Below are 26,712 nucleotides of genomic sequence, written 5' to 3' on the forward strand. Positions count from 1 at the left end.
TTTCTCGAATAAAGACAAGATAGGAAATCAGTTAGTCCATACTTTGTCGAACTCTTCTTCCTTGAATCCGACAGTCACCTTACCATCACCGAAGACAATTGGTCTCTTAATCAACATACCGTCAGATGACAGCAAGCTAATTTTCTCTTCATCTGTCATTGTGAGCAATTTGTCTTTCAAGTTTAGCTCTCTATATTTCGTCCCACTAACGTTGAAAAACTTTTTCAACTCCAAATCCGATGCCGCAATCATTTTGCCAAGTTCTTCTACTGAAGGAGGAGCTTCCGCTATGTTCACTTCCTGAAAGTCCAAGTTGTTCGTCTCAAGCCATTTTTTTGCTTTCCTGCATGTCCCGCACTTTGGATAACCGTAATAAACTAATCCCATACCGCAACGCCTCCATTTTCGCCATTATAACAGAAAAAACACCTGGGCGCCTATTGGTACCTGGACGTCAAAGTGAGATCGGCAATTTTACTTCATTAAACAATCACGTCTGTCGATTAATTATTGACTTGCATAATACGATAGCGAGCAGGGCTTGAAAACCGCTATAACCCTTTACTATTTTCGGCCCGCTTTCGCCGAATTAATTACGATATTATTACCGTGGGGCAGGTGCTTTGAAAGAATAGAAAAGATGACTTTCTATAGAGATTGTAAGTGCCCGAAGATGCAATTTCGGGCACTCTCGCACGTTGTACATTGCGTTCTTTGCTTACTTTTGCAAAGATTATGTGATGCCTTATAGGAAATTGACAATTCCTTAAAATAAATATGGAGATACTATAGAGAAGGATTGAGCGGTCAAAATTATATCTTTGACCGCTAATCTCTAGGTGAGAAGCTAGCCATTCTTTCGTCCAAAAAAGCTTCGGCACTTCTTGTATCAATGTCTTTCGAGAGCGGCAAATGAACAAAAACAATGCGATTACCGAAAGAATAAGTAGGGATGCGACAGAGTCGCATCCCTACTTATCAATACATCTCGATAATGGTATTGAAATTGTTCAATTCAAAGCGATACAAAAACAACTATACACGTAACGCCCAGTGTGTGATCAAGGTAATTTTAATCTACAGACGTGTTATACGATATACTTCTCCGCTTCGATTAGCTTAACTGAAGCTTCGCGTTTTTTAGCGATGATATTATACGGATTCGAGCGAGTCAATTTACGCAGCGCTGAAATCATCATGCGTTGATTATCACCATCGACAGCCGCAAGAAGTGTTTCTTTTGCATCTCTTTCAATCTCTTCAAATGCTTCTTGGCAGAAGATTTGTGTGTAAAGGATTTTCTGTTGCGCTTTTTCTTCTCCGCTGCGTGCAATTGCTTTTTCTGTACGTAGAAGTGCAGACTCCATCGCAAAAACATTATTAGCGATATCTGCAATATTTACAAGTACCTCTTGCTCTGCTTCAAGCTTCGTGCCAAAACGTTGTGCAGCAAGACCAGCAGCAAGCAAACCGATTTTCTTAGCATTTTTCACAAGTGCTTTTTCTTGTGCAAGTGCTTCGTCACCGATTTCTTCAGGCATCATCATAAGAAGTTCTTCTTGAAGTGCTTGCGCCTGTTGAAGCAATGGCAATTCGCCCTTCATTGCTTTTTTCAGGAATGTACCAGGTACTAGCAGTCGGTTGATTTCATTCGTCCCTTCAAAAATACGATTGATGCGTGAATCACGATAAATGCGCTCTACTTCATATTCTTGCATGAAGCCGTATCCGCCGTGAAGCTGAACTGCTTCGTCAACGATGTAATCCAATACCTCAGATCCCACGACTTTATTGATAGAACATTCGATTGCGTATTCTGCGATTGCTGCCGCAATTGCTTTACCATCTTTTTGCTCTTCAAGACTCAACTGGCTTTGACGCTCTTCAAAGTAACCAACTGTACGGTAAATCAAGCTTTCAGCCGCATACAGTTTAGATGCCATTGTTGATAGTTTTTGTTTCGTCAAGTTGAATGAAGAAATTGGTGTTTTGAACTGTTGACGTTGATTTGTATAAGTAATTGCAAGCTCAAGCGCACGTTTAGATCCTCCCATTGTGCCGACTCCTAATTTGTAGCGGCCGATGTTCAAGATATTGAATGCAATAATGTGTCCGCGACCGATTTCACCTAGCAGATTTTCAACAGGTACTACTGCGTCTTGTAAGATTAGCGTACGAGTAGATGAAGATTTGATACCCATCTTTTTCTCTTCGGCTCCGACAGATACACCTGGGAATTCTTTTTCAACAATAAAAGCAGAGAACTTATCGCCATCGATTTTCGCGTAAACAACAAAAATATCTGCAAATCCTGCGTTCGTAATCCACTGTTTTTCACCATTTAAGATGTAGTGTGTTCCAGCAGCATTCAATTTCGCATTTGTTTTCGCACCCAATGCGTCAGAACCAGAACCTGGCTCAGTTAGTGCATATGCAGAGATTTTGTCACCTGATACAGAGTTTGGCAAATACTTTTTCTTTTGTTCTTCATTTCCGAAAAGTACGATTGGTAGGGTTCCGATACCAACGTGTGCGCCATGAGTAATCGAGAATCCGCCTGCTACGGACATCTTTTCAGAGATAAGTGCAGACGCGATTTTGTCGAGTCCAAGGCCACCATATTCTTCTGGAACATCCGCTCCTAGAAGCCCAAGATCCCCCGCAGTTTTCAGTAGTCTTACAGAGTGCTCGAATTCATGGTTTTCAAGATTTTCGACAACAGGTTGAACTTCATTTTTCACGTAGTCTTCTGCTGTTTTCGCAATCATTTTCTGTTCATCAGTAAAATCTTCAGGCGTAAATACACGGTTTGCTTCAATGTCTTCCGTTAGAAAAGCTCCACCTTTAATCAGTTCGTTTGTTTTTAATTCAGTCAATGTTGTTTCCTCCTTTTAATCTTAAGGGTTTGCATATCCGCTATTAATATAAAATTCACTGGTTTGTTTACTAGATAGTCAGCACTTAATAAATAGAATGTTCTTCCTACACCGCTTTGTCGCTTGGTGATGGCCTCACGCTAGATTTGTTCGTTATACTGGTGAGGTATACCATGAAATAAAAAATCCTGCTAAGAACGCTTGGCGCTAGGGGATGCCTCCCGCAATAAGCCAGACGAAAACCCACTGTCTGTCTTATTGCTTCGGCTACCCCAGTAGTCGCCTTCGCTGGAGAGTAGATAGAATCATAAGTTCACCATACCTAGTTAATTCTAAATAAGTGGTGCCGAATATATAGTGTTTACAAAAGCTCAAACACGCCGGCTGCACCCATTCCGCCGCCGATACACATTGTAACGACTCCGAATTGTTTACCTTGACGTTTTAATTCACTCATCATACGAATTGTTAAGATAGATCCTGTTGCTCCGAGTGGATGCCCGAGGGAGATTGCTCCGCCGTTGAAATTCACCTTATCTATATCAAGGCCTAAATGACGGATAACTTGAAGTGACTGAGACGCGAACGCTTCGTTTAACTCCCATACATCGATATCCTCAATAGAAAGCCCTGCAATTTTAAGTGCTTTTGGAATGGCTACAATTGGGCCGATTCCCATCACTTCAGGTGGCACGCCGCCTACAGCAAATGACAGGAATTTCGCCATTGGCTTCAAGCCTTGCGCTTCTGCCACTTCGCGGTCCATCACAAGTACTGCGCCTGCTCCGTCTGATGTTTGTGACGAGTTACCTGCCGTAACAGTACCTGTTACGGAGAATGCCGGACGCAATTTCGCTAATCCCTCTACGCTTGTTCCGTGACGGACTCCTTCGTCCATTTTAAATGTGAAATTCTTCTCGCTATATTTTCCGTTATCATCTACAGAACGCTTCACGACTTCGACTGGCACGATTTCATCATCGAATTTTCCAGCTGCAATCGCTGCACCTGCTTTTTTGTGAGACAGTACAGCAAATTCATCCTGTTTTTCACGCGTGATACCGTATTTTACTGCAACTTGCTCAGCAGTGTGACCCATTCCCATATAATACTGTGGAGCCGTTTCTGCTAAGTGAGCATTCGGTCGGATTGTATTCCCCATCATCGGTACCATACTCATTGACTCGACGCCGCCTGCAATAATTGCTTGCGAGTGACCGAGCATGATGCGTTCAGCTGCATAAGCAATTGATTGAAGACCTGATGAACAGAATCGGTTTACCGTAATTGCAGGCGTCGTATCAGGAAGACCTGCAAGTGCACCAATATTTCGCGCAACGTTCATCCCTTGTTCAGCTTCAGGCATCGCACAACCAATAATTAAGTCATCAATTGGGCCATCATAGCCCCCAGCACGTTTCAACGTTTCTTTAATTACAAGTGCCCCTAAGTCATCCGGGCGTACGGTTACAAGAGAACCTCTACCCGCTTTTCCCACCGGTGTCCGTGCACCGGCTACTAGTACTGCTTCACGCATTGAATTTCCTCCTCTTTGCTATGCACTTTAAATCAGTTACGTAACGGTTTACCTTTTACGAGCATGTGTTGCATACGCTGTTGTGATTTTGGTTCCGCCACAAGGCTAAGGAACGCTTCACGTTCAAGGTCCAACATATATTGTTCGTCAACAAGTGTTCCGTATGGTACTTTTCCGCCGGATAAAACAAACGCCAGCTTCTTCGCGATTTTCAGATCATGCTCGCTGATAAAGCCAGATAGGAACATGCCCTCTGCACCGAGAAGCATCGTTGCATAACCCGAATCACCTGTAACAGGGAATTTCTCACGTTTAGGTGCTTTATAACCCATGTCAAACAATGCAATAGCTGCCTGTTTCGCATCATAGATTAAGTGATCTGCATTGACACTAATACCATCTGCGAAATCGAGGAAGTTATTTTCACGTGCTTCGTCTCCCGAAGTAGACACTTTCGCAGTCGCGATTGATTCGAAAACTTTATTGGCAACAAATTGATAGTCAATATGAACGCCCTTTGGCAATCCTTTTAAATGTTTCGTATAAAGTCCTACGTTTCCGCCACCACCCGGTATCAAGCCAACGCCGACTTCAACAAGTCCCATATACGTTTCCATTGAAGCTTGAATATGAGCTGCCGGTAGACAAACCTCAGTCCCTCCCCCAAGCGTCATTGCAAATGGTGCTGCAACAACAGGTTTTGAGGAATACTTGATTTTCATCATGGCGTTTTGGAATGAGCGAACAGTGAAATCAAGTTCAAAGATATTGTCATCCTGCGCTTCCATAAGAATCATTCCTAGGTTTGCACCCACACAGAAGTTTTTGCCTTGATTTCCAATGACAAGCCCTTTGAAGTTTTTCTCAACTTCATCAACGGCGAAGTTGATCATTTGAATGATGTCAGGACCAATTGAATTCGATTGTGAATGGAATTCAAGAAGTGCCACACCATCGCCAAGGTCGATTAAACTAGCGCCTGAATTCTTTTTGATAACGCCATGTTTTTGCTTATAGCGCTTCAAGTCGATTACTTTTTCATTAACAGGAACAAGCTTGTATTCTTCTCCATCGAAGAAGTAAAGTTCACTGTCTTCTTCTTTATAGAAAGTTTCATAGCCTTTGTCGAGCAAACTTTGAACGAATGCTGGAACTTTCCCGCCTTCATCTTTCATCTTCTCAACAGATTTTGCTACGCCGATTGCATCCCAGATTTCAAATGGTCCTTGTTGCCATCCGAAGCCCCATTTCATGGCATTGTCGATTGCAACGATATCATCTGCAATTTCACCGTTTAGTTCTGCAGAATAAAGCAATGTTGGTGACAGGATACTCCACAAGATTTCACCAGTGCGATCATCCGCATAGACGAGCGTTTTCACTCTATTAGCAAGTCCTTTTTGTTGTTTAGCCATTTCAATAGAAGGTGTTTTCAACTTTTTAGCTGGACTGTATTCAAATGTCTCTGTATCTAGTTCAAGAATCTCTTTCCCTTTTTTAAGATAAAATCCTTGTTTTGCTTTAGCACCAATCCAGCCATTATCAATCATTTTCTTCATGAATGGCGGCAATTCAAACACTTTTTGCTCTTCGCCTTCCGTCTTGTCGTAAACGTTTTTCGCCACATGCATGAACGTATCTAGTCCAACAACGTCAAGCGTACGGAATGTTGCCGATGTAGGGCGGCCAATCAAGGTACCCGTCACCGAGTCAACTTCTCCAATCGAATAGCCGCGTTTCTCCATTTCGCGTAATGTGATAAGAAGGCCATATGTACCGATTCTATTTGCGATGAAGTTCGGCGTATCTTTTGCAATGACAACTCCCTTACCAAGCGTATCTTCACCAAAACGGGTCATAAACTCTATAACATCCGGAGCCGTTGTGCTCGCTGGAATAATCTCAAGTAATTTCAAGTAACGCGGTGGATTGAAAAAATGTGTGCCCATGAAATGTTTTTGGAAATCTTCCGAACGTCCTGCCGCCATCGCTTCAATACTAATACCCGATGTATTTGAAGTGATGATTGTACCTGGTTTACGAACTGCATCTATTTTTTCATACAAACCTTTTTTAACATCAAGATTTTCAACAATCACTTCAATAATCCAGTCAACATCTTTTAATTTATCCAGATCATCTTCGAAATTCCCTGCTTCTATAAGGGACAGATTACTTTTCTTCGTTAGGGGTGCAGGTTTTTGTTTCACTAGTTTCTGCAAAGCACCTGCTGCAATTTTATTGCGTACGATGCCATCTTCAAGCGTAAGCCCTTTTGTAGCTTCCTCTTCAGTTAACTTTCCAGGAACGATATCCAAAAGTAAAACTGGAATTCCTATATTAGCGAGATGAGCTGCAATACCCGAACCCATAACGCCTGAACCTAAAACTGCCGCTTTTTTAATTTGATAAGTCACTTGCGAAGCCTCCCTTTTTTCATTTGAATGAACACTCATTCATTTAATGGGCAAAAAAAATAGAAACCGTTTCTATATCTCTCAGTGTAGAACATATTGCTAGTTTTCGCAATATTTAAATCTATATTTTTTCAACTTCCTATCTGAAACATATCATTACCCGACTAAAGTGATTACGTTGTACACTGTCCATATAAAGGAGGTCAATATATATTATGAAACCAATTACAACAGTTGAACAGTTTAATGAAATTATTGCCGGCGATTCTAAAGCACTTGTTAAATTCCAGGCAGGATGGTGCCCTGACTGCAGACGCATGGATATGTTTATTGATCCAATCGTCGAGAAATATGATGAATACACATGGTATGATGTCGACCGTGACGTACTGCCGGAAATCGCTGATAAGTATGACGTCATGGGAATTCCTAGTTTACTGATTTTCCAGAACGGTGAAAAGCAAGCGCATCTGCATAGTGCAAATGCAAAATCGCCATCACAAGTGACGGATTTCCTTGAAGGCGTAAAAGCGTAACTGTAATAGAAGCTTTACCTAAACGGATGGACTTATGTCTATCCGTTTTTTCATTTTCGGTGCACCTTTTATCTAGATGAAGTATACTAGAAAAAATGATAACGAGGTGTGTATTAGTGGACTACGAGAATGAAATCCAACTGCTTAAAGCTAAAATTGCTTCCTATGAAAAGATTATACTAGAAACATCAGCACCAATCATTCCTTCAATCGTCGAAAATACGATACTCGTCCCGATTTCGGGTCACACCGGCCAAGATCGTTTTAATTTGATCCGCACCCGCGTCCTCGATTATGTTGGAATTCATAGAAGTACGGTGTGTGCAGTATTCGATTTCACCGGGGTAGGCCACAAAGACGTTGAGGAATATGATTTTAATATACTTACTCTTGAAATCAATCAACTGAATAACACGTTGAAACTGATGGGGGTACGTCCGATTTTTGTCGGTTTTAATCCGAGGATTGTCAGAGAAATCGTATCCGCCGGCATCCACTTGGAAATTGAAACCTATGTAAACTTCAGAACTTCATTAGCAGTACTACTTAACGAAACAGAAAACTCACTTCAATTGTTTTAATGAAGTGAGTTTTTTTCTACCAAATTTGAATACCTTCACTTGCTACATATGTTGAACAAATGAATACGGGGTATGCGCATTACAAGGGCTTTTGGGTGGCCACTGAAAAAAACCTAGTCCTTGGAGTGAATTAGGATTCCCACTAATACCGCTTCGGCGCTTTGTGGATGCCTCCCGCGATAAGCCAGAAAGGAGACCACTTTCAGTCTTATCGCTCCGGCTACCACGAAGTCGCGCCTTCGCTGGATGGTCTATGTAAGAATAAGCTTTTCATTAACTGCGATGAAATCTGAAACCTGGAGTGTGTCTTTCTTGAATAGAATTAGTAGCACAAAGTAATCACATTATATACATCTCAAAATCATATTTTTCTCGATAATGAACACCCTAGCGCAGGCGCGGCAAAGGGATCGCCGAAGCCGTAAGACTGGATGCGAAGCGCTAATCCAGGCTTGCGGCGAGAGGCATCCCCAAAGCGCCAAGCGTTCTACAATCCATACCCCGAATTATAACTCTCTCATTATTGAGCGCCACGGCAGATTCAATAGGATTCTTTAATTCAACATATATAATAAAATTTTGCTATTCTAAGTGCTCTTCCCTAACGCTTAGTGAAGAGCTTTTTCTGGAGGCAGATGAATGAAAACTATATTGAACGTCAAAGGAAAATCCCAATTCGATGAGGACGTTGAACAATCGATTCGATCATCAGCATGCGGACCGGTAACAGCATTTGTAATGACTCAACATCTTTTTCCACAGGGGTGCCCTTACACAACAAATGAATTATATCGTCTCCTAGGTAGCACAAAAATTGGTCTATTCAAATACCGCTTCATCCGAAATATGCGCAAAATGCTTGGAGTAGAATGGACAGTTGCGGGATGCACGATTGATGAAGTGAAAAGACAACTCGACAACGGCCGGCCCGTCGCTGCAAAATTTGATAAATGGTTTACATTTCGTTGGCGCGGCAAGTATGGATTCGACTATCATTGGGTACCTGTCATAGGCTATGAAGAGACAGCTGACGATATTTATCTCTTTATTCATGACAACGGGGGAAGAAACCGGGATAGCCAGGTCCGGCATATTTCCTATAAGAAAAATAGGTCAATTTTATCTTTTATAAAGATTGAGCCTACTGAATAGTAAATCCAAAAATCCCTACCCGAATCAGTTTCTGACTTGGATAAGGATTTTTTCATTTTTCTATATACGCTAACATCTGCTTAGCGTGGCCAAACTTTTGATCCTAGCTGTACGAGCGTTTTTACGACAGCGGGAGGCATCCACAAAGCGGCGAAGCGGTATTAGTGGGAATCCTAATTCATTCCAAGTAGTAGGGCTTTTTCAGTTGCCTTCCAAAAGCCCTTGTAAAGCGCATACGCCGTATTTATTTGTTCAACATATATAGTTCCCGCCTATTTTAAATTAGTTAACCAAATAATCATGAGTTACTACAACACTATCCTGACATTGTTTCACATAATGCACTATTTATCATGTATTAAATTGTTAATTTTAGAAATATATTGATTCATTGACGACCTTAAATAGGTAGTAGGTTTAACGCATCTAAAGAAATTGCAAATATAAATATGGAGTATTTTGTTAGATTGGAAAGTGCTCTAATTCCAGTTCGAATGCTGCATCCCCCCTAGTAGACATAACACCCGTTCACGGAAGTAGTTAGCTTTGTTACTCACTAAGAAAAACATCAATTGGTATAGTACGATTAGGTAAATACTCCAAAAATTGCTATAATAATCTTATGGTGATGATGCTTATGATGAAAAAGGTGGTTAAGTATAGAAACAATTCTATTAATCGTTTCTATTTTAACAGTGAATTATTCCGCTTTAGTCGAGGGACAAGTCAATTCACCTAAAGAACTATCAATGAATATTTATCAGCAGCTTTTGAAGTGAGTCCAACAAATAATGAATATCAAAACGACTTTTACATCAATGTTTCAAATGTCACAAGTGGTTTATATACGGTCATTAGTACTGCCACAAATGGCTACACTTATGAAAGTGAAGAACTCAATCGCGATATCATATTACCTTCAACAAACATCGAACCTAATGGGAAGCGATTGACCTTATTAGATTTCGTGATTCTATTACAGTAGGTTAAACAAGTAATATCTTCAAGAAAATATGATAGTCATGCTATTTGTGATAAGATAATTTTTAATTTCATAGGCAAAAGAATATTTTATAGTAGATTCGGATAATCTATGCTTTTCAATTAAAACAGATGAGGAAGTACTAGTTTTTATGAAAAATCGTAAAATTAAACTTATTTTAGTATTATCTGCTATCTTGTTATTGTTGTTTACAAGTTTAAATGTCTTTACCTCTTACGTGAAGATAAAAAAGACAGTTGAAGAGTCAATCGCCAATCAAAGTCTTGCAGCAGCAGAATCCATTGCGTCTGCAATAGACAAAGAAACGTATCAGAAATTTTTGAATAATCCTGCGAAAAACGACTATTATTGGGAATTAACAAACTACCTAGTTGATGCAAGAGAAAAACTGGGTGCATTATTTGTGTATACACTGAAAATCGATAATCCAATAGTATCGAACTCAATGATAGGCGGATTACCCAAGGAATTAGAAGAGAGCTATAGCATTGGATCGATTGGTACAGTGCCCGAAAAGCAGGTCAAAATAGCCTTTGAAGGAAATACATATATTACAGATGTAATTGAGGATGCCGTTTATGGCACTTTTCTTTCTGTTGGAGTGCCTATAAAGGATGAAGCAGGAATTGTCATGGGATACTTAGGTATCGATATTAGTGTTGATACACTTGATTATATTAAAGGGACGGTACTGAAAAATAATATCCTTCTCTTCGTCTTTAATGGCGCCTTTATTTTGGTCGTAATCGGATCTTTTTTATTTTTGCAAAGATGGTATCAACAAGAAGTGGCAAAGGAAGTCGGCTATACAGAAGATACATACCAAGCTGAACTTAAAACGTTAATCACTTCCATATCTTCTTTAAGACATGATTTCACCAATCATATTCAGGTTTTACATGGGCTACTTCAACTAGGGGAATCTAAGCAAGCTCAGCAATACATATCATCTTTGTCTAAAGAAGTTCTGGCGCTAGAAACTCTCAAACTAAATATAGATCATCCTGGTCTTTCAATCTTACTGCAAACAAAGAAACTGGCTGCACAAAATTATCATATTGATATGAATTTTACGGTTTCTCATGATGCATTCGATAAAATAAAAACAACAGATTTAATCATAATACTGTCGAATTTAATTGATAATGCAATTGATGCAACAGTTGCATTACCTGTAGCTGAACGTAAAATAACAATTAGCTGTCAAACGGATGTTACGCAGTATCTATTTAAGATTACGAATACTGGACCTAAAATTAGTGACAATGAACATATTTTTAAACAAGGATATTCAACAAAAAATGCAGAACAAGGAAAGATAAGAGGGCAAGGTTTATTTATAGTGAAGGAAGTTGTGAATAGATATAATGGGGAGATCTCAATTGATTCAATAAATGATTTAGAGACTATAGCCCTTGTGGGAATCCCTCTAAAGTAAATTTGAATGAAAGTGTAAACTCCCTACTACTAGTTGTGGGGAGTTTTTTCATTTATCTCGCTGGTTTATGCTACTAATTTTCTTATTTTGTGCTTTCTTAATTCGAATGATTATTCATATGTATTCCGTATTCATGTCTAGTAGACATAACACCAATTCACGGAAGTATTTAGCTCCATTTCTTAAACTCAAGTAATCCTTTAGTTACTTCTCTTTTGGCACGGATTAGTGTGCTTTTAACAGAATGGCCGCATAATAATCGAAGTGAACGAGCAATTAAGCCCTTCGTGATTGGTCGAAAAAATTGCTTTTCTCTCAATCGAAGAAAGACGCAAAAGACCCTGCCAACAGATTTCCACGTCCCAAGTAAAAAAAAAAATAAAGCATATCACGGTACGCATGACAAATAGCCATCTATACGATTATTATAATCGTATAGATGGCTATTTTATTTAGTGTCACAAGCAGCTTTAGTGTTTTTCGTTGATGGCAAGTACTGAACTCATACCTCATCATTTGCTACAGAATTGAAATCGATAATAATCCAGCTGAAAACACCAACCGTCCGAATGTCATTAGTCGAAAGACTGATTATTCTCCGTCAGTAAAGTGGGCTTCGAATACGTTCAATCTAAATGAAATAGAGGATGAGAGGATGTTTAACATAAATAATTATATGACGCCGGAAGAAGCAGTACTTCTATGGGGAATCCCTCCTGAAACTATGAAGAACAAGACCATTTTCCACATGCGTCCCCCTCGTATATTTATAGAAATAGCGAATCCGCTTGTCTAACAATCATGGAATAACCTTCTCTATCTATCAGTTCCCTTACAACTCCATCATAAACAGGTATTTTCAGGGTTTCGATTGGATCATCCATTTTTAATTCACAATGGATTTCTGCAAGTTTTTTGGATAATAAGAGCATGTCCATCTCTTCCTCGATTTTCTTGCGTATTGCCGGCGTCAACTCATGCAATGATTGAATCACGCCTTCCACCGATCCATATTCTTTAATGAGTTTAAGTGCAGTTTTTGGTCCGATGCCTCTCACTCCAGGATAGCCGTCACTTGTATCCCCAGTGAATGCTTTTGTATCAATAAACTGGATAGGTGTAATTCCATACTCTTCAATGAAACGTTCCTCTGTGTAAATATCGTAAACATTAAAACCTTTTTTCGTAAATGCAATACGGACACCCGGTCTAAGCAACTGCAACATATCTTTATCGCCAGTCACAATTGTAATCTCCGCTTTCCCCTCCCAAGCCTGAACGAATGAACCAATCAGATCGTCTGCTTCCATGCCTGGCACTCCGTAGTTTTTCCAACCAATTAATTCAGAAACACTTCTTGCCATATCAAACTGCGGTACGAGCTCCGGCGCCGGTGCAGGCCGGTTTGCTTTATATCCTTCAAATAAGTCATTGCGGAACGTTTGCGCGCCCATATCCCAACAAACCGCCATATGTGTAGGTTTGAATATCGAGGTCGCTGTCATAGTATGACGGGCAAACCCCTGCACTGCATTCGTCGGAATTCCAGCGTCATTTGGGAAATAATGCCCCATCGCCGAAGTTGCAAAAAAGGAGCGAAATAAGAGTGCCATTCCGTCGATTATTAAAATATGTGGTTTTTCTTCTATAGTCATTTAATCTTCTTCCTCCATCTGCCAAACTTTATTAGTAGAACTTCATCAATGATAACATGCTTTCAATCAGTAGTTTGCGGGTAAAGAATAATAGATTTCATAAAGGAGGTTGTAAGTATGCATATTCACGAAGGTTCATTGTATTGGCCAGAAACGATGCCAATTCCCCTCGAACGAAAAAAAGTAGAAATCGCGTCACATTATGATGTCATTATTGTAGGTGGAGGGATGTCGGGAGCTCTTTCGGCACTTGCATTGGCTGACAAAGGTCTTTCAATCGCAGTGCTAGACAAGCGGCAGATGGCTACTGGCAGCACAATGGCAAATACGGGATTGCTTCAATATTCAAATGACATCATGCTCCATGAATTAATCGAACAAATTGGAGAAAAGGATGCTGTACGTTTTTATCAGTTATGCTTGGAAGCAATGGAAAACCTAAAAAAGACAGCTGAACGACTGCCGCTTAACTCTGATTTCATCAGTCGGCCAAGCATTTATTATGCAAGTGACGACAATGATTTAAAACGCATTAGGAAAGAATATGATACATTAACGCATTATGGATTTCCTTGCGATTTTTGGGACGAGGAAGAAATTTGTAAGCATCTGCCGTTTTCGAAACCGGGAGCAATCGTGACATACGGTGATGCTGAAGTGAACCCTTACAAATTCGTCAACGGACTATTACAATTGGTCGAATCAATGGGCGTCCATCTCTTCGAATTTACAGAAGTGACGGGCATAAACGACGAAAATGGACTGTTGCACATTTCCACATCTGCAGGGGAATTTTATGCGGATAATGTTCTTTTTACAACTGGATACGAGACGCTTCCTGTAGGAAAACGAATTGGTGCCGACATTAACCGTTCATACGTCATTGTCACGGAACCACTAGATGCTTCCCCGATTTGGCATGAAAATGCACTCATTTGGGAATCAAAGCGTCCGTATCTCTATATGCGGACAACGGAGGACAACCGAATCATTGTAGGTGGGCTCGATGAGGACGAACCCCAAGCCCCTCTTTCAAATGAATCGATTATGAAGCACGGTGCTATCTTAAAAAAACAGCTGCAAGAACTTTTCCCCGAACTTCCGATTGAAATTGACTACGCTTATTGTGCAACATTTGGAGAATCTCTGGACAACTTACCATTCATCGGAGAGCATCCATCAAAAAGAAATCATTATTATCTACTTGGCTATGGAGGTAATGGAACTGTTTACAGTATGCTTGGTTCAAAAATTCTCGCTGATATTATGACGGGCAAAGCCAATTCTGATGCGCATATCGTTCAACTCGAACGCTCCGCAAACGCTTTAGCCGGTGGAAGAAGCGGGATTGACTGACCAATGAACAAGAGGACAACGAGTAAAAAATTCAAAGTTCTCATAGAGAGACAATACAAAAAACCGAAGCCACTACAATCCGCTTCGGTTTTTGCTAGTTATCCGATCAGAAATTGAGCAAGCTTTTCAATATCCGGCGTAAAAATACGATCTTCTTCAATTGGTCGCACGATTTCCAGCAATTGGTCGAATTTGACACGGGTTTTTGGTGCCATTTGTTCTGCCCCTCTAATGGAACAGCCTGTCAGTGCGCAAAGCGCTTCAATTGCGAGTACATTTCTCGCATTTTTTATGATAGCATGCGCGTGCCTAGCACCAATTGTTCCCATTGATACATGGTCTTCCTGGTTGCCAGACGATGGAATCGAGTCAACGGACGCCGGGTGTGCAAGTGTTTTATTCTCAGAAACAAGGCTGGCTGCTGAATATTGTAAAATCATTGCACCCGATTGTAACCCAGGTTCTGGACTCAGGAACGGCGGCAATCCTTCATTCAATTGTGGATTAACGAGCCGTTCAATACGACGTTCGGAAATACTTGCAAGTTCTGCTACGCCCAGCTTCAAGAAGTCCATCGCAAACGCAATCGGTTGACCATGGAAGTTACCGCCAGATACAACCGTATCGCCATCATCGAAAATAAGTGGATTATCCGTCGCGGCATTCATCTCAATCTCTAGCTTCTCTTTTACATAACCAAGTACTTGCCAGCTCGCGCCGTGCACTTGTGGAATACAACGAATTGAATAAGCGTCTTGGACACGTTTTTCGCCTTGAATGGTTGTCAGACGACTCCCTTTCAACCAATCCAGCATCCTCGCCGCCACATCCACTTGTTCCGGATAACCGCGCGCTTCGTGAATCGCCGGATGAAATGCGTCCGTAATTCCATAGAGTGCTTCCATTGTCATTGCAGCAACCCACTCGCTAGCATACGCAAGTGATTCTGCCTCCAAATAATTGACAACGCCTTGCGCAGTCATTGCTTGCGTCCCGTTAATGAGCGCTAGCCCCTCTTTCGCTTCGAGCACAATTGGCGACATGCCATGCTCATTCCAAATAGTTGCAGCTGGAACGTGCAAGCCGTCTTGCCAGACAAATCCTTCGCCAAGTAAAACAAGCGCGAGATGAGACAATGGCGCCAGATCACCTGATGCACCAAGTGAGCCTTGCTGCGGAATGACCGGATGAATGCGATTATTCACCATATAAGCAAACCGTTCTAGCACTTCTGCACGGATTCCGGAGAAACCTTTCAAAAGCGCATTCAGACGTAGTACCACCATTGCACGCGACACAGTTTCAGGAAACGCTTCTCCAACGCCGCATGAATGCGATCGGATCAAGTGTAATTGCAATGCTTTCGTATCCTTTTCATCGATTTTAACGTCGCTGAACTTACCAAACCCCGTATTAATCCCGTATACGGTCCGGTCTTCCCTAACAATTTTCTCGACCGCAGCCCGGCTTTTATTGACACGTTCCAAGGCTTCATCGTTCAATGAAACCCCGATTTTTTTATATATGATGTCGTTCATTTGAGCCAGATTTAGTGACGATCCTGTTAATTCAATCATGACAACCATCCTTTAATTAATATTAATCATCCAACGACTTTTATACCTTTTTTCCAGACGGACTTAACATGGTTCACCCCGAACAAGTATTGAAGTTCTTGGTAGTTTGAAATGTCCCATAGAACGACATCCCCTTGTTTACCTATTTCCAATGATCCTGTTTTATCTGCCATTTGGATTGCACAAGCCGCGTTATACGTCGCGGCAGTAAGCGCTTCTGCCGGTGTTAGTCGCATCGATATACACGCTAAGTTCATAACAAGTGGCATCGATGTCGTCGGTGAAGATCCGGGATTACAATCTGTCGATATCGCGACCGGTACGCCAGCGTCAATCATCTTGCGCCCTTGTGCTGCTTGCTCCCTAAGATATAAGGCGGTTGCTGGCAATAAACAAGCGATTGTTCCGGCATCTGCCATCGCTTTAATTCCTTCATCAGACGCTTTCAATAAATGCTCTGCTGAAATCGCTCCAACTTTCGCCGCCAGTTCCGCGCCGCCATAGGGTTCAATTTCATCCGCATGGATTTTTGGTGTCAGACCATACTTTTTCCCTGCTTCTAAAATCCGTTGTGATTGTTCAGGCGTGAAAACACCAACTTCACAAAATACATCATTGAATACCGCAAGCTTTTCATCGGCAACAGCAGGAAGCATTTCATTGACGACAAGATCTATATACTCGTCTTCCCGACCTTTAAATTCTGTCGGCACTGCATGTGCACCCATGAACGTTGGCACAAGGTCAATCGCATGTTCTTGCTGCAAGCGTTTCATGACACGGAGCTGTTTTAGTTCCGTTGCCAAATCTAAGCCGTACCCACTTTTCCCCTCGACAGTTGTGACGCCGTGTTTAAGAAACGAATCAAGGCGTTTCTTGGTCTGCTCAACAAGTTCATCTTCAGTTGCTTCACGAGTCATTTTTGTTGTCGCATGAATACCGCCACCTGCATTCATAATTTCCATATAGGTCGCACCTTCAAGTCGCATTTCAAATTCACGTTCGCGACTGCCACCATAGGCGACATGTGTATGCGGATCGACGAGGCCTGGCGTAACGAGATGACCAGTTGCGTCTGTGATTTCCGCTTCATGAGCGCGGTCTTTGAACTGCTCTTCTAATTGTTGAGTCGTGCCGACTGCTCTTATGATCCCATCTTCTATCCAGATACTGCCGTCTTCTATAATTGATAAATCATTCATCGCTTCTTTTATTCGCGGGGCTGTACCAGCTTGGGCTAACGTCGCAAGTTGCGCTGCATGTTTAATCCATATAATTTTTGTCATTCTTCAATCGCCTCTTTTGCCATCATCGGAATGTTGACCCCTTTTTCCCGCGCCGTTTTTTCGGCAAGTTCATAGCCCGCATCAACATGACGGACGATACCCATTCCTGGATCTGTCGTTAATACACGTTCGATTCGAGCTTCTGCTTCTTTGGTTCCATCCGCGACAATAACCATACCTGCGTGAACGGAGTAACCCATGCCAACGCCGCCCCCATGATGAATGGAAACCCAAGTAGCTCCGCCGACTGCGTTAATCATTGCATTCAACAGCGGCCAGTCAGCTACTGCATCCGAACCGTCTTTCATCGCTTCCGTCTCGCGGTTTGGCGATGCAACTGACCCCGAGTCGAGATGATCTCGCCCAATGACAATCGGTGCTTTTAATTCGCCCGAAGCGACCATATCATTAATGATTTTTCCAAAGCGGGCACGTTCTCCGTAACCTAGCCAGCAAATCCGTGACGGCAGTCCTTGAAACTGAATTTTATCTTGCGCCATTCGGATCCAGTTGCACAAATGTGTGTTGTCACTGAATTCACGTAAAATAACTTCATCTGTTTTATAAATATCTTCAGGATCTCCTGATAGAGCAACCCACCGGAATGGCCCTTTTCCTTCACAAAACTGTGGACGGATATAGGCGGGAACAAATCCTGGGAAATCGAATGCGCGAGTTACGCCTTCATCTTTCGCCACCTGACGAATGTTGTTACCGTAATCGAACGTAATTGCACCTTTATCCATCATGTCAAGCATTGCTTCAACATGTTTTGCCATCGATGCTTTCGACCGTTTGATATACGCCTCCGGGTTTTCAGCGCGCAGTTTCGCGGCTTCCTCTAGTGACATACCAGATGGGATATAACCGTTTAACGGATCATGTGCAGATGTCTGATCAGTTAACACATCTGGGATAAATCCAATCGCAAGCATCGCAGGAAGCACTTCCGATGCATTACCTAACAGACCGATCGACAGTGCACGGCCCTCTTTTTTTGCTTCTTCAGCAAGATGGATCGCCTCTTCAAGTGAATCTGTTTTCACATCGGTATAGCGTGTTTCAATTCGGCGATCAATTCGCGTTTCATCCACTTCGATACCAATACAAACTCCCCCGGCCATCGTTACCGCTAGCGGCTGTGCAGCACCCATGCCTCCAAGTCCGGCAGTTAGTGTAATTGTCCCTTTCAACGACTCTCCGAAATGCTGTTTCGCCAATTCCGCAAACGTTTCGTATGTCCCTTGCACGATTCCTTGCGAACCAATATAAATCCAACTTCCCGCCGTCATTTGTCCGTACATCATGAGCCCTTTTTTATCGAGTTCATGGAAATGTTCCCAGTTGGCATAGGCAGGTACCAGATTCGAATTCGCAATCAATACTTTCGGTGCGTCTGTATGTGACTTAAATATCGCAACCGGTTTCCCAGATTGCACAAGTAATGTTTCATCATTTTCAAGTTCTTTCAACGAGCGGACAATTGCGTCAAACGACTCCCAATTTCGTGCCGCCTTTCCAATGCCACCGTAAACAACAAGGTCATCCGGATGCTCAGCCACTTCCGCGTCTAAGTTATTCATCAGCATACGAAGCGCCGCCTCCTGCTGCCACCCCTTTGTGTTCAACTCAGTCCCACGGTAACGAATGACTTTTTCAAATGCTTTCCCCACTATGAACCCCTCCTTACTATTCTACTAGTATCGTACACGATGAAAGCGCTTTATTGTTCGGTATTCAGAAAATTTAGTCCGTGCTAATAGGGTGCTATTGTAGTGAGATAAAGTAGTGAAGTCACTATATTGTCGGCTCTTAATAAATAGAATGTTCTTCTAACACCGCTTTTTTCGTTAAACTAGCGAGGTATACAACCCAGTTGATTCCAAGTAAGTAGTACCGGATATATAGTTAGAGTGGCTTTGATAAACTGAGTAATCCATAGTACGAACCGTACAACAGGAATTGGATACTCTACAACAGCGACAATTCTATATCCAATAAACACGTCTGTTGATTAACCATTTTCTTTCAAAAGATACTAATAATGTAGGCACAAAATTTTTCATTTGGACTAGTTCGTTTCCAGCTCGCTTTCGGCTAAACTAATCACGACAGTTTTACCTATTGGGGAGGAATTGCAGTTCATTCCTCCTTGGTCGTCCTTTTGCGATTAGTTGCCTGTCGCATACCTACAACGTTCAAGCGAAAATTGCAGTTGCTTGCTATAGTCAAGAAAGACACACTCTAGGTTGCGGATTTCATCACAGCTAATGAAATGCGCTTTCTCAAATAGACTATCAGCGAAGTCGCTTCTTCATGGTAGCCGGAGCGATAAGACTAAGGAAGGGTGCAGTTCAATCCCTTCCAAGGGGTCTTCTTTCTGGCTTATCGCGGGAGGCATCCACAAAGCGGCGAAGCGGTATTCGTAGGATTTCTATTTCATTCCAAGTATCAGAACTTTTCAGCCGCCTCTCGAAAGCCATTGTAAAGCCCAAACGACGTATTCGTTTGGTCAACATATATAGTAAGCATTGTCATTTCCCGCAATTGCTTTTCCACCAATTCCAAGTCAGTTCCCCCCATTCCCTTTGTCAGATTAGACCAGCGAAACTAAAAAACCTTCCGAAAAAAAAAGTCCATTCCCTTTCACCCATCGTCGCATAGGATAAAGAGAATCGCTTGGAAGGAGTGAACGAATGGTCAACATGCAACCAGGTGGTCAAGGGGAACAGCAATGGTACCCAAAATTACCTGAAGGATATGAAGCAAACCGGGCGCAAGATACGTCTGGGTATGCGAATGATAGCTGGTCACCAGGTATGGGAATGTCCGGACAGGGGATGCAAGGTTTTTCATCTGGGCAAGGGATGTCTGGACACGATATGCAAGCTTTCTCTCCAGGGCAAGAGATGCAAGGTTACGACATGCAAGCTTTTTCTCCAGGGCAAGAGGTACAGGGCTACGACATGCAAGCTTTCTCTCCAGGGCAAGAGGTACAGGGCTACGACATGCAAGCTTTCTCTCCTGAGCAAGAGATGCAAGGCTATGACATGCAAGCTTTTTCTCCAGGGCAAGAGGCACAGGGCTACGACATGCAAGCTTTTTCTCCAGGGCAAGAGATTTCAGGTTACGGGATGCCTGAACAGGAAATGGTTGCTTTCCACTCAGGACACGACATGCAGGGGTTCGCTCCGCCAGGACGGCCGCCGGGCCAAGGAATGCCTGGATTTGGTCCTCCAGGACGACCGCCAGGCCAAGGTAGTCCTGGATTTGGTCCTCCAGGATGGCCACCGGGACCAGGAATGCCTGGATTTGGTCCTCCAGGACGACCACCGGGACCAGGGACGCCTGGATTTGGTCCTCCAGGACGACCACCGGGCCAAGGACAACCGGGCGGACAACAAGCCCCATCATCTCCGCCACCAAATACCATACCAACTTATCCAAGTACCCAGTTGTTTGCAGTAGATCCAGGCGCAATCCGTGGTTGTCTCTACCGCTATACCTATGTCTGGCTATCCAGAAGACAAGGTTTTTGGTTTTTCCCAGTCTTTGTCGGACGTACTTCTGTCGCCGGTTACAGATGGCGTAATAGGCAAAGAAGATGGGAGTACATGGGAATTGACCTTAATCGAATCGACAAGTTCTCCTGTTTTTAATTAGCTACTTTCTACTACCTATGCTCACTCAATGAAAAAAACGATTCCATCACCAATGGAATCGTTTTTTATTGAGCTTATCTGTTTAACAATGACAGAGAGAGGGAATGTAATTAGAGGTGCGTGCATGGTAATGAAGAATAATGGACAAGATTAGTCTAAATGATGTGTACCATTATCTTATAAGAAAAAAAGGTGATTTGATGAAAAAGGTATCAGGTGTTTTTTGGATTTCGGTCGGTCTTGTAGGATTGATAGTTTTATTCGGGGCATTTGCACCTGAAAGCTTCGAAAACGTAACAGAGAATATGAAAAACTTCATAACTTCATCATTCGGCTGGTATTATTTACTCGTTGTCACTGGAATTGTACTGTTCTGTCTGTTCTTTATCGTCAGTCCAATTGGTCAGATTACGCTCGGAAAGCCTGATGAGAAGCCTGAGTATTCTCGAATGAGCTGGTTCGCAATGCTGTTTTCAGCAGGAATGGGGATTGGACTTGTCTTTTGGGGAGCAGCCGAACCTTTATCCCATTTTGCTATAGACCCCGCAACTGAACTGCCAGGAACCGACGCTGCTTTTCGTGAATCGATGCGCTTCACATTTTTCCATTGGGGTATTCATGCATGGGCGATTTACGCTGTAGTTGCCATGTCACTTGCGTATTTCCAATTCCGTAAAGGGGAACCTGGATTGATTTCCTCAACTTTGAAGCCGCTTTTTGGAGATCGGATGAACGGTCCTTTAGGCACATTGGTCAATCTACTCGCTATCTTCGCGACGGTAGTAGGGGTTGCAACGACTCTAGGGTTTGGAGCTATTCAAATCAACGGCGGATTATCTTATGTATTCGATATCCCCATCAATTTTACCGTTCAAATTATCATCATCATTATAGTAACGATTTTATTTGTTGCTTCTGCTTGGTCAGGTATAGGTAAAGGAATTAAATATTTATCTAATATCAATATGGTACTTGCGGTCATCTTACTAATTCTTGTTATCATACTTGGACCTACTTTGTTAATCTTCAATACATTTACCGATACAATCGGTCTTTACTTGCAAAACTTACCCCGTATGAGTTTCCGGGCAGCACCGCTTGATGATGCCAATCGTACGTGGATTAATGGTTGGACTATTTTTTATTGGGCATGGTGGATTTCATGGTCCCCATTTGTTGGTATCTTCATTGCCCGCGTATCACGTGGAAGAACCATTCGGGAATTTTTGGTTGGTGTCTTGATGCTCCCCACATTGCTTAGCTTTTTCTGGTTTTCCGTTTTCGGTGCCACGGCAATGGATCTACAAATGAAAGGGACTGACTTATCTGGATTGAAAACGGAAGAGACACTTTTCGCCATTTTCAATGGGATGCCAATGTCAATGTTTCTATCGATTTTAGCAATTATCCTCATTGCCATCTTTTTCATTACATCCGCGGATTCTGCCACATTCGTGCTCGGAATGCAGTCAACTTACGGATCACTTAATCCGCCAAATATTGTGAAACTGACATGGGGTGTTGCACAAGCAGCAGTTTCCATCATTCTGCTCTCTGCCAACGGGCTAACCGCACTGCAGAATGCATTGGTTATTGCTGCATTCCCCTTCTCCTTCGTCATCATTTTAATGATGATTTCGTTTTATAAGGCTCTTGATAAAGAACGAACGGAGATGGGGCTGATGGTGAGACCTTATTCGAAGAAGAGGAAATAGTAATTTGAAAAGCCAAGACTGAGCCGTGTGCTCAACCTTGGCTTTTCTTTTTATGTTCTCCAACTTATTTAAACGCCTCTCCACATTATTGCTTTGAAAGTTGTACTTCATAGATGCGAGCAATCTGCATATATTTCGTAGAGAGGTTTTACGAATTATAATGGGTAGGTGATGGAAGTGAGTGCAATATTACTTGGCAGTTTTCTTTTTTTAAGTGTAAGCTTCGGAGGCGGAATTGCTTGGCTAGTATCTAAACTATTCCACAATTCAACCGCAGGATTATCACTCCTATGCGGTGGATTTTTAGTAGGATTACTAGCACTTGATATCATTCCAAGCGCATTGAAGATGTATAAGTCTTTCGGTATCATACTGGGGGTATTCATTGGATACCTATTTTTTCTAGTGCTTCGCAATTTATTCCACCCATCTGATAGTCAAAGTCCTTCCGTTTACTTGCTCTTGCTTGCCATACTCATCCATACAATCCCGCTAAGTATGACCATTGGCAGCTTAATGGAGAGTTCGATAGTCGGCATCACAATTACGGCTTCTGTCATTCTGCATCATCTTCCGGAAGGTTTTGCACTTACAACTGCTTTTCTTTCGCAAAGGAAAAAGCCATGGAAGTTATTTTTAGGTTTCCTCAGCTTATCGCTGTGCTTTAGCCTATTCATCTGGATCGGACATTACGTAAATCTGTCTACCAAAGAGCAAGGTGTTCTAATGGGGATCTCCATTGGCCTCATTGCAGCTACAAGCATTAGTGAATTCATCCTGCATAATCTAAAGATGGTACCTCCAAGATCTTTTATCACCTATATTGTTACGGGTTATTTACTAAGTACTCTATTTCATCTGTTGTTATAACTTTAGGCAATATGGATGAAAGATAGCCGACCCTTCACTTAAGCACCTGTTAGTCAAATGAGAAATTATTCAGAAAATATATCAGCTACTAAATTACTAAATTCTCTTAAATAATAGAGATAATTTTTTCCGTCAATTCCTTCATAGTTATATCTTTTGTTATACATCTTTGCAACAACAACATTATATTCAGGTATTACTAATAAAGTTGGTCCTGTTACCCCTATTATTTGAAAAGCACCTTTAGGCACTCGGTCTCCAATCTCGCTTTTTAATGATGGAGTTCCTTGAACAAACCAAAACGCACCATTCAATGGAGTTTCTTCATTTTTATATGTAGGGCTTTGAACTTGTGTTGCAATTTCAATTACTTCTTTTGGAACAATTTGTTCTCCATTTATATTTCCTTTTCTTAAATGAAGATTGCCCCAATGTGCAAATTCTCGAGCAGAGACATACAGGTTAGACTCAGTGCCATCATTTGAATTGCCCAGTTTAGATGTTGCCTCTTCGTTAGGATTAACAATAACTTTAACTAAATTTTCGTTCTCCTTTGTTTGCCAAACCGTTTCCTTATAACCTAAAGGTAAAAAGATTCTTTCGTGTAGCAATTCAGGAATACTTTGGTTGTATAGTTGTTTAATTAATTGTGTCATCATTAACACATTAACCCCTCTATACGCCCACCCTTGGCCTGGGTCGAACTCTCTATAAACCGTTCCATACTCGTCCTCATTTAAACCATGAGAATGCGTAATTAAATTTCTAATGGTTGTTCTACCAAGTAATTCTTTATCAAATTCTTCAAAGTAATTTACTGCATAATCATCAAGACTTTTAATTTTACCTTCATGGATTGCATATGCAACAGCTAGCCCTAAATAACTTTTTCTCGCTGATGCAACATTAAACTGTGAAAATTGCGTTATAGGCAATGAACCTTCTCTATTAGAGTGGCTTCCACTGTAATGCTCTAGTACCATTTCATCATCCTTAAGTATAAGCAATGCCGATGCGGAGCAGTAATTTCGCTCCTTTATATCTTCAACCCATGAAATTAACTTTTGATATCTATTATCCAACTTTGTGTTCTCCTTTCTTTTGTCAAATTCAACAAAAAGTAGATTAAACCATGTTGAACTAACCTATCCCGTTAGTTACAATAAGCACCTATTATTTAAGTGTGAATTCTTTTTCAAGAAAAGTAACTACATCATTCCAATCTTCTATTGGTGAATGTTCTTCATATTCAACTGCTCCAAAATTCACATTAGCATCTGGTTCATCTTCATAAAGTGAAAACTCTCTTATTAACGCACCATTTTTTATTACTATAAGCTCTGCATTTAAATCTTCATCATAGTAAGCATAGATAACAGATCTACCATTTGCCAGCTTCGTCCATGCCTGATTCGATAAACCAAAGAATGCTCCTCCTTCAAAGTCCACAAAATATGTCCATCCATCTTCAGTTTCAGAAATGTGTACTGATTTATCAACACAATCCCCGTACTCATCCAACTCAAATTCAATCTCTTCATTCATCCAACTACAATATTTTTTTTTAGCTTCTTCTAAAGATAAATTAATTTTAAAACAACATTCTTTCATTTTTATTCATCAGCCTCACTTCACTTTACAATGCACCTTAACTTTTCATTCTTATTAAACAACCCTACCTGTTAGGCTAACTCCAACGACCATGATGCATCACAGACTGTCGCACCCAATACGAGTAGCGCTTACGGGCGATTAATCCTCCCTTGCTTATTGCACCAGCCTTGCCTATATTCTCTGAAGAATGGGGCTGTTTTTTTATTTTCATGGGAGTTTAGTAGAATACTTCACAAACTTTTTTCTCCTCCAACTTTATCATTTCCTTATATTTTTAAGCGTTTTTGCAAATACATAACCACTTAATCCTAGTGACGCACTAATCACATAGCATTTATAATTATTCTTTTGTAAGTATTTTTCGAGTTCATTCGTATCATCGTAGCAAATCGGCCAAGCATATAATTTATGGGACTCAAACTGTTCTCTGTTCCCTACAAAAAATGTATTCAAATCTACTTCTTCAATATCAAATAAAATACTTCCCGCCATTACATGTTCGAAATAATGTGCTAAGTAATCCTCGAATGTAACTGTTACAATTTCATCTGCCACCGTTTCGATATCTAATAGCAATTCATTTTCAAGAAAATTTACTGAGTACCCAATTAACACACCATCGTGAATAGATATTGTCATTCACTTCCTCCTATATACTGCCGCGTTGTATGAAAAATCAATTAGAATTACCCATGGCAATCCTACGATACTTTACTAAAAAACCTGGATTAAATGCTTTTCTATTTTAAATTTAAATTCTCTAATACTTAAGTTTGTTTCTGCGTCGAGAATACTTATTTCTATTGTTATCGTATCCCAACTTTCCAAATATGTACGCTTCACAAACCTTTGAAAACCTCTTATTTCAGAGTATTTCTCCATATACTGGGGCTTTTCATGGGATAAATCATTAATACTTTCATCTATTTCCCATTTGCCGAATTGAATATTTATGTCTCGATCAAGTTTATTTTGTGTATCAAAACCAAAAAACATGTCTCCTGTTTCTTCGTTATAATAAATCCCCATTACTTTCAAATAAAACTTAGTATCATTAATCAACAATAGTTGAATTCCTATATTATCCTCTGGATCCCCAACCCATTCCTTCCACTGTTCTTTAGTCCACATGTCCATTTTACTTGTATCAAATGTGTTCATAGTGAAATCAACATTAATATTTTCTTTTGTCATTTCCTTCACACCCTTAATTATCTTAATATGGTTAACCCTTTCAATTAACTTGCTGCGTTAGTTGAAGTAGAAGGTAAAGGATTGTCTCCATGAGATCAAACCTTATATATCTCCAATCCAGATCAACTTAAAATTCGTTCATGGAAATATTTAACTTCATTACTCAATAAGTTATGACACATGCAATAGATAAAAGTCTTCCTATATAAATGAAAGAGGGACTTTTCGCAAATCTAACATATT

Annotated in this window: 21 protein-coding genes; 9 read left to right on the top strand and 12 right to left on the bottom strand. The window is 41.1% G+C overall.

The genetic code is table 11. From position 1 onward, the window contains the following. Positions 1 to 27 precede the first annotated feature (27 nt). Entirely contained in the window at positions 28 to 387 is a 360-nt protein-coding gene (locus MKZ26_RS09425) for an arsenate reductase family protein (RefSeq protein ID WP_067206307.1), read from the bottom strand. A gap of 525 nt (positions 388 to 912) precedes the next feature. On the opposite strand from MKZ26_RS09425, the gene MKZ26_RS09430 reads away from it, so the two are divergent. Continuing rightward, the gene (locus MKZ26_RS09430) at positions 913 to 1,047 is read left to right on the top strand and encodes a hypothetical protein (protein ID WP_340765943.1); all 135 of its coding nucleotides are present in this window, start codon (positions 913 to 915) and stop codon (positions 1,045 to 1,047) included. Positions 1,048 to 1,088: 41 nt separating this feature from the next. Here the strand turns inward: MKZ26_RS09430 and MKZ26_RS09435 are convergent, their stop codons facing one another. From MKZ26_RS09435 to MKZ26_RS09445, 3 genes are all read right to left on the bottom strand, one after another. Then, on the bottom strand, positions 1,089 to 2,876 hold the full coding sequence (locus MKZ26_RS09435) for an acyl-CoA dehydrogenase family protein (RefSeq protein WP_187046785.1): 1,788 nt from the start codon (positions 2,874 to 2,876) through the stop codon (positions 1,089 to 1,091). A gap of 361 nt (positions 2,877 to 3,237) precedes the next feature. Continuing rightward, positions 3,238 to 4,413 carry an acetyl-CoA C-acetyltransferase gene (locus MKZ26_RS09440; protein ID WP_340765945.1) on the bottom strand — a complete coding sequence of 392 codons (1,176 nt, stop codon included), beginning with the start codon at positions 4,411 to 4,413 and terminating at the stop codon, positions 3,238 to 3,240. 32 nt (positions 4,414 to 4,445) lie between these two features. Further along, positions 4,446 to 6,830, bottom strand: a complete 2,385-nt coding sequence (locus MKZ26_RS09445; protein ID WP_340765946.1) for a 3-hydroxyacyl-CoA dehydrogenase/enoyl-CoA hydratase family protein — start codon at positions 6,828 to 6,830, stop codon at positions 4,446 to 4,448. Between the two features lie 215 nt (positions 6,831 to 7,045). On the opposite strand from MKZ26_RS09445, the gene MKZ26_RS09450 reads away from it, so the two are divergent. From MKZ26_RS09450 to MKZ26_RS09465, 4 genes are all read left to right on the top strand, one after another. Next, positions 7,046 to 7,366, top strand: coding sequence for a thioredoxin family protein (locus MKZ26_RS09450; protein WP_067206296.1), 321 nt, complete (start codon positions 7,046 to 7,048; stop codon positions 7,364 to 7,366). A gap of 116 nt (positions 7,367 to 7,482) precedes the next feature. Continuing rightward, entirely contained in the window at positions 7,483 to 7,947 is a 465-nt protein-coding gene (locus MKZ26_RS09455; RefSeq protein WP_067206293.1) for a histidine kinase, read from the top strand. A gap of 639 nt (positions 7,948 to 8,586) precedes the next feature. Then, the gene (locus tag MKZ26_RS09460; protein WP_340765947.1) at positions 8,587 to 9,099 is read left to right on the top strand and encodes a C39 family peptidase; all 513 of its coding nucleotides are present in this window, start codon (positions 8,587 to 8,589) and stop codon (positions 9,097 to 9,099) included. 1,133 nt (positions 9,100 to 10,232) lie between these two features. Continuing rightward, positions 10,233 to 11,540, top strand: coding sequence for a sensor histidine kinase (locus MKZ26_RS09465; protein ID WP_340765948.1), 1,308 nt, complete (start codon positions 10,233 to 10,235; stop codon positions 11,538 to 11,540). Positions 11,541 to 12,307: 767 nt separating this feature from the next. Here the strand turns inward: MKZ26_RS09465 and MKZ26_RS09470 are convergent. Beyond that, positions 12,308 to 13,195 (bottom strand): 5'-3' exonuclease, encoded by an 888-nt coding sequence (locus MKZ26_RS09470; protein ID WP_340765949.1) that lies wholly within the window; start codon positions 13,193 to 13,195, stop codon positions 12,308 to 12,310. A gap of 117 nt (positions 13,196 to 13,312) precedes the next feature. Here MKZ26_RS09470 and MKZ26_RS09475 point away from each other — a divergent pair, with 117 nt between their 5' ends. Further along, positions 13,313 to 14,551 carry an NAD(P)/FAD-dependent oxidoreductase gene (locus tag MKZ26_RS09475; protein WP_340765950.1) on the top strand — a complete coding sequence of 413 codons (1,239 nt, stop codon included), beginning with the start codon at positions 13,313 to 13,315 and terminating at the stop codon, positions 14,549 to 14,551. Between the two features lie 98 nt (positions 14,552 to 14,649). On the opposite strand, the gene hutH is transcribed toward MKZ26_RS09475, so the two are convergent. Genes hutH through hutU form a run of 3 tightly spaced genes read right to left on the bottom strand, consistent with a single transcriptional unit; the run spans position 14,650 to position 19,087 of the window. Beyond that, complete coding sequence (hutH, locus tag MKZ26_RS09480) at positions 14,650 to 16,128, bottom strand: histidine ammonia-lyase (protein WP_340765952.1); 1,479 nt, start codon at positions 16,126 to 16,128, stop codon at positions 14,650 to 14,652. Between the two features lie 26 nt (positions 16,129 to 16,154). After that, positions 16,155 to 17,414: an imidazolonepropionase gene (hutI, locus tag MKZ26_RS09485; protein ID WP_340765954.1), complete on the bottom strand. Its 1,260-nt coding sequence runs from the start codon at positions 17,412 to 17,414 to the stop codon at positions 16,155 to 16,157. After that, positions 17,411 to 19,087 (bottom strand): urocanate hydratase, encoded by a 1,677-nt coding sequence (hutU, locus tag MKZ26_RS09490; RefSeq protein WP_340765955.1) that lies wholly within the window; start codon positions 19,085 to 19,087, stop codon positions 17,411 to 17,413. Before hutU ends, hutI begins: the two co-directional genes overlap by 4 nt. Before the next feature lie 1,023 nt (positions 19,088 to 20,110). Here hutU and MKZ26_RS09495 point away from each other — a divergent pair. The 3 genes from MKZ26_RS09495 to MKZ26_RS09505 all read left to right on the top strand — a co-directional run bounded on the left by MKZ26_RS09495 (position 20,111) and on the right by MKZ26_RS09505 (position 23,661). Then, complete coding sequence (locus tag MKZ26_RS09495) at positions 20,111 to 21,073, top strand: hypothetical protein (RefSeq protein WP_340765957.1); 963 nt, start codon at positions 20,111 to 20,113, stop codon at positions 21,071 to 21,073. Between the two features lie 203 nt (positions 21,074 to 21,276). Further along, positions 21,277 to 22,791 (top strand): glycine betaine uptake BCCT transporter, encoded by a 1,515-nt coding sequence (locus MKZ26_RS09500; protein ID WP_340765960.1) that lies wholly within the window; start codon positions 21,277 to 21,279, stop codon positions 22,789 to 22,791. 171 nt (positions 22,792 to 22,962) lie between these two features. Next, complete coding sequence (locus MKZ26_RS09505) at positions 22,963 to 23,661, top strand: ZIP family metal transporter (RefSeq protein ID WP_340765962.1); 699 nt, start codon at positions 22,963 to 22,965, stop codon at positions 23,659 to 23,661. A gap of 65 nt (positions 23,662 to 23,726) precedes the next feature. On the opposite strand, the gene MKZ26_RS09510 is transcribed toward MKZ26_RS09505, so the two are convergent. From MKZ26_RS09510 to MKZ26_RS09525, 4 genes are all read right to left on the bottom strand, one after another. Then, the gene (locus MKZ26_RS09510; protein WP_340765963.1) at positions 23,727 to 24,743 is read right to left on the bottom strand and encodes a serine hydrolase domain-containing protein; all 1,017 of its coding nucleotides are present in this window, start codon (positions 24,741 to 24,743) and stop codon (positions 23,727 to 23,729) included. 91 nt (positions 24,744 to 24,834) lie between these two features. Next, positions 24,835 to 25,272 carry a hypothetical protein gene (locus tag MKZ26_RS09515; protein ID WP_340765965.1) on the bottom strand — a complete coding sequence of 146 codons (438 nt, stop codon included), beginning with the start codon at positions 25,270 to 25,272 and terminating at the stop codon, positions 24,835 to 24,837. A gap of 261 nt (positions 25,273 to 25,533) precedes the next feature. Beyond that, positions 25,534 to 25,914: a hypothetical protein gene (locus tag MKZ26_RS09520; RefSeq protein ID WP_340765967.1), complete on the bottom strand. Its 381-nt coding sequence runs from the start codon at positions 25,912 to 25,914 to the stop codon at positions 25,534 to 25,536. A gap of 75 nt (positions 25,915 to 25,989) precedes the next feature. After that, positions 25,990 to 26,469 carry a hypothetical protein gene (locus tag MKZ26_RS09525; RefSeq protein WP_340765969.1) on the bottom strand — a complete coding sequence of 160 codons (480 nt, stop codon included), beginning with the start codon at positions 26,467 to 26,469 and terminating at the stop codon, positions 25,990 to 25,992. Positions 26,470 to 26,712: the final 243 nt, after the last annotated feature.

The sequence above is a fragment of the Sporosarcina sp. FSL K6-6792 genome (assembly GCF_038004885.1).
GTDB lineage: Bacteria > Bacillota > Bacilli > Bacillales_A > Planococcaceae > Sporosarcina > Sporosarcina psychrophila.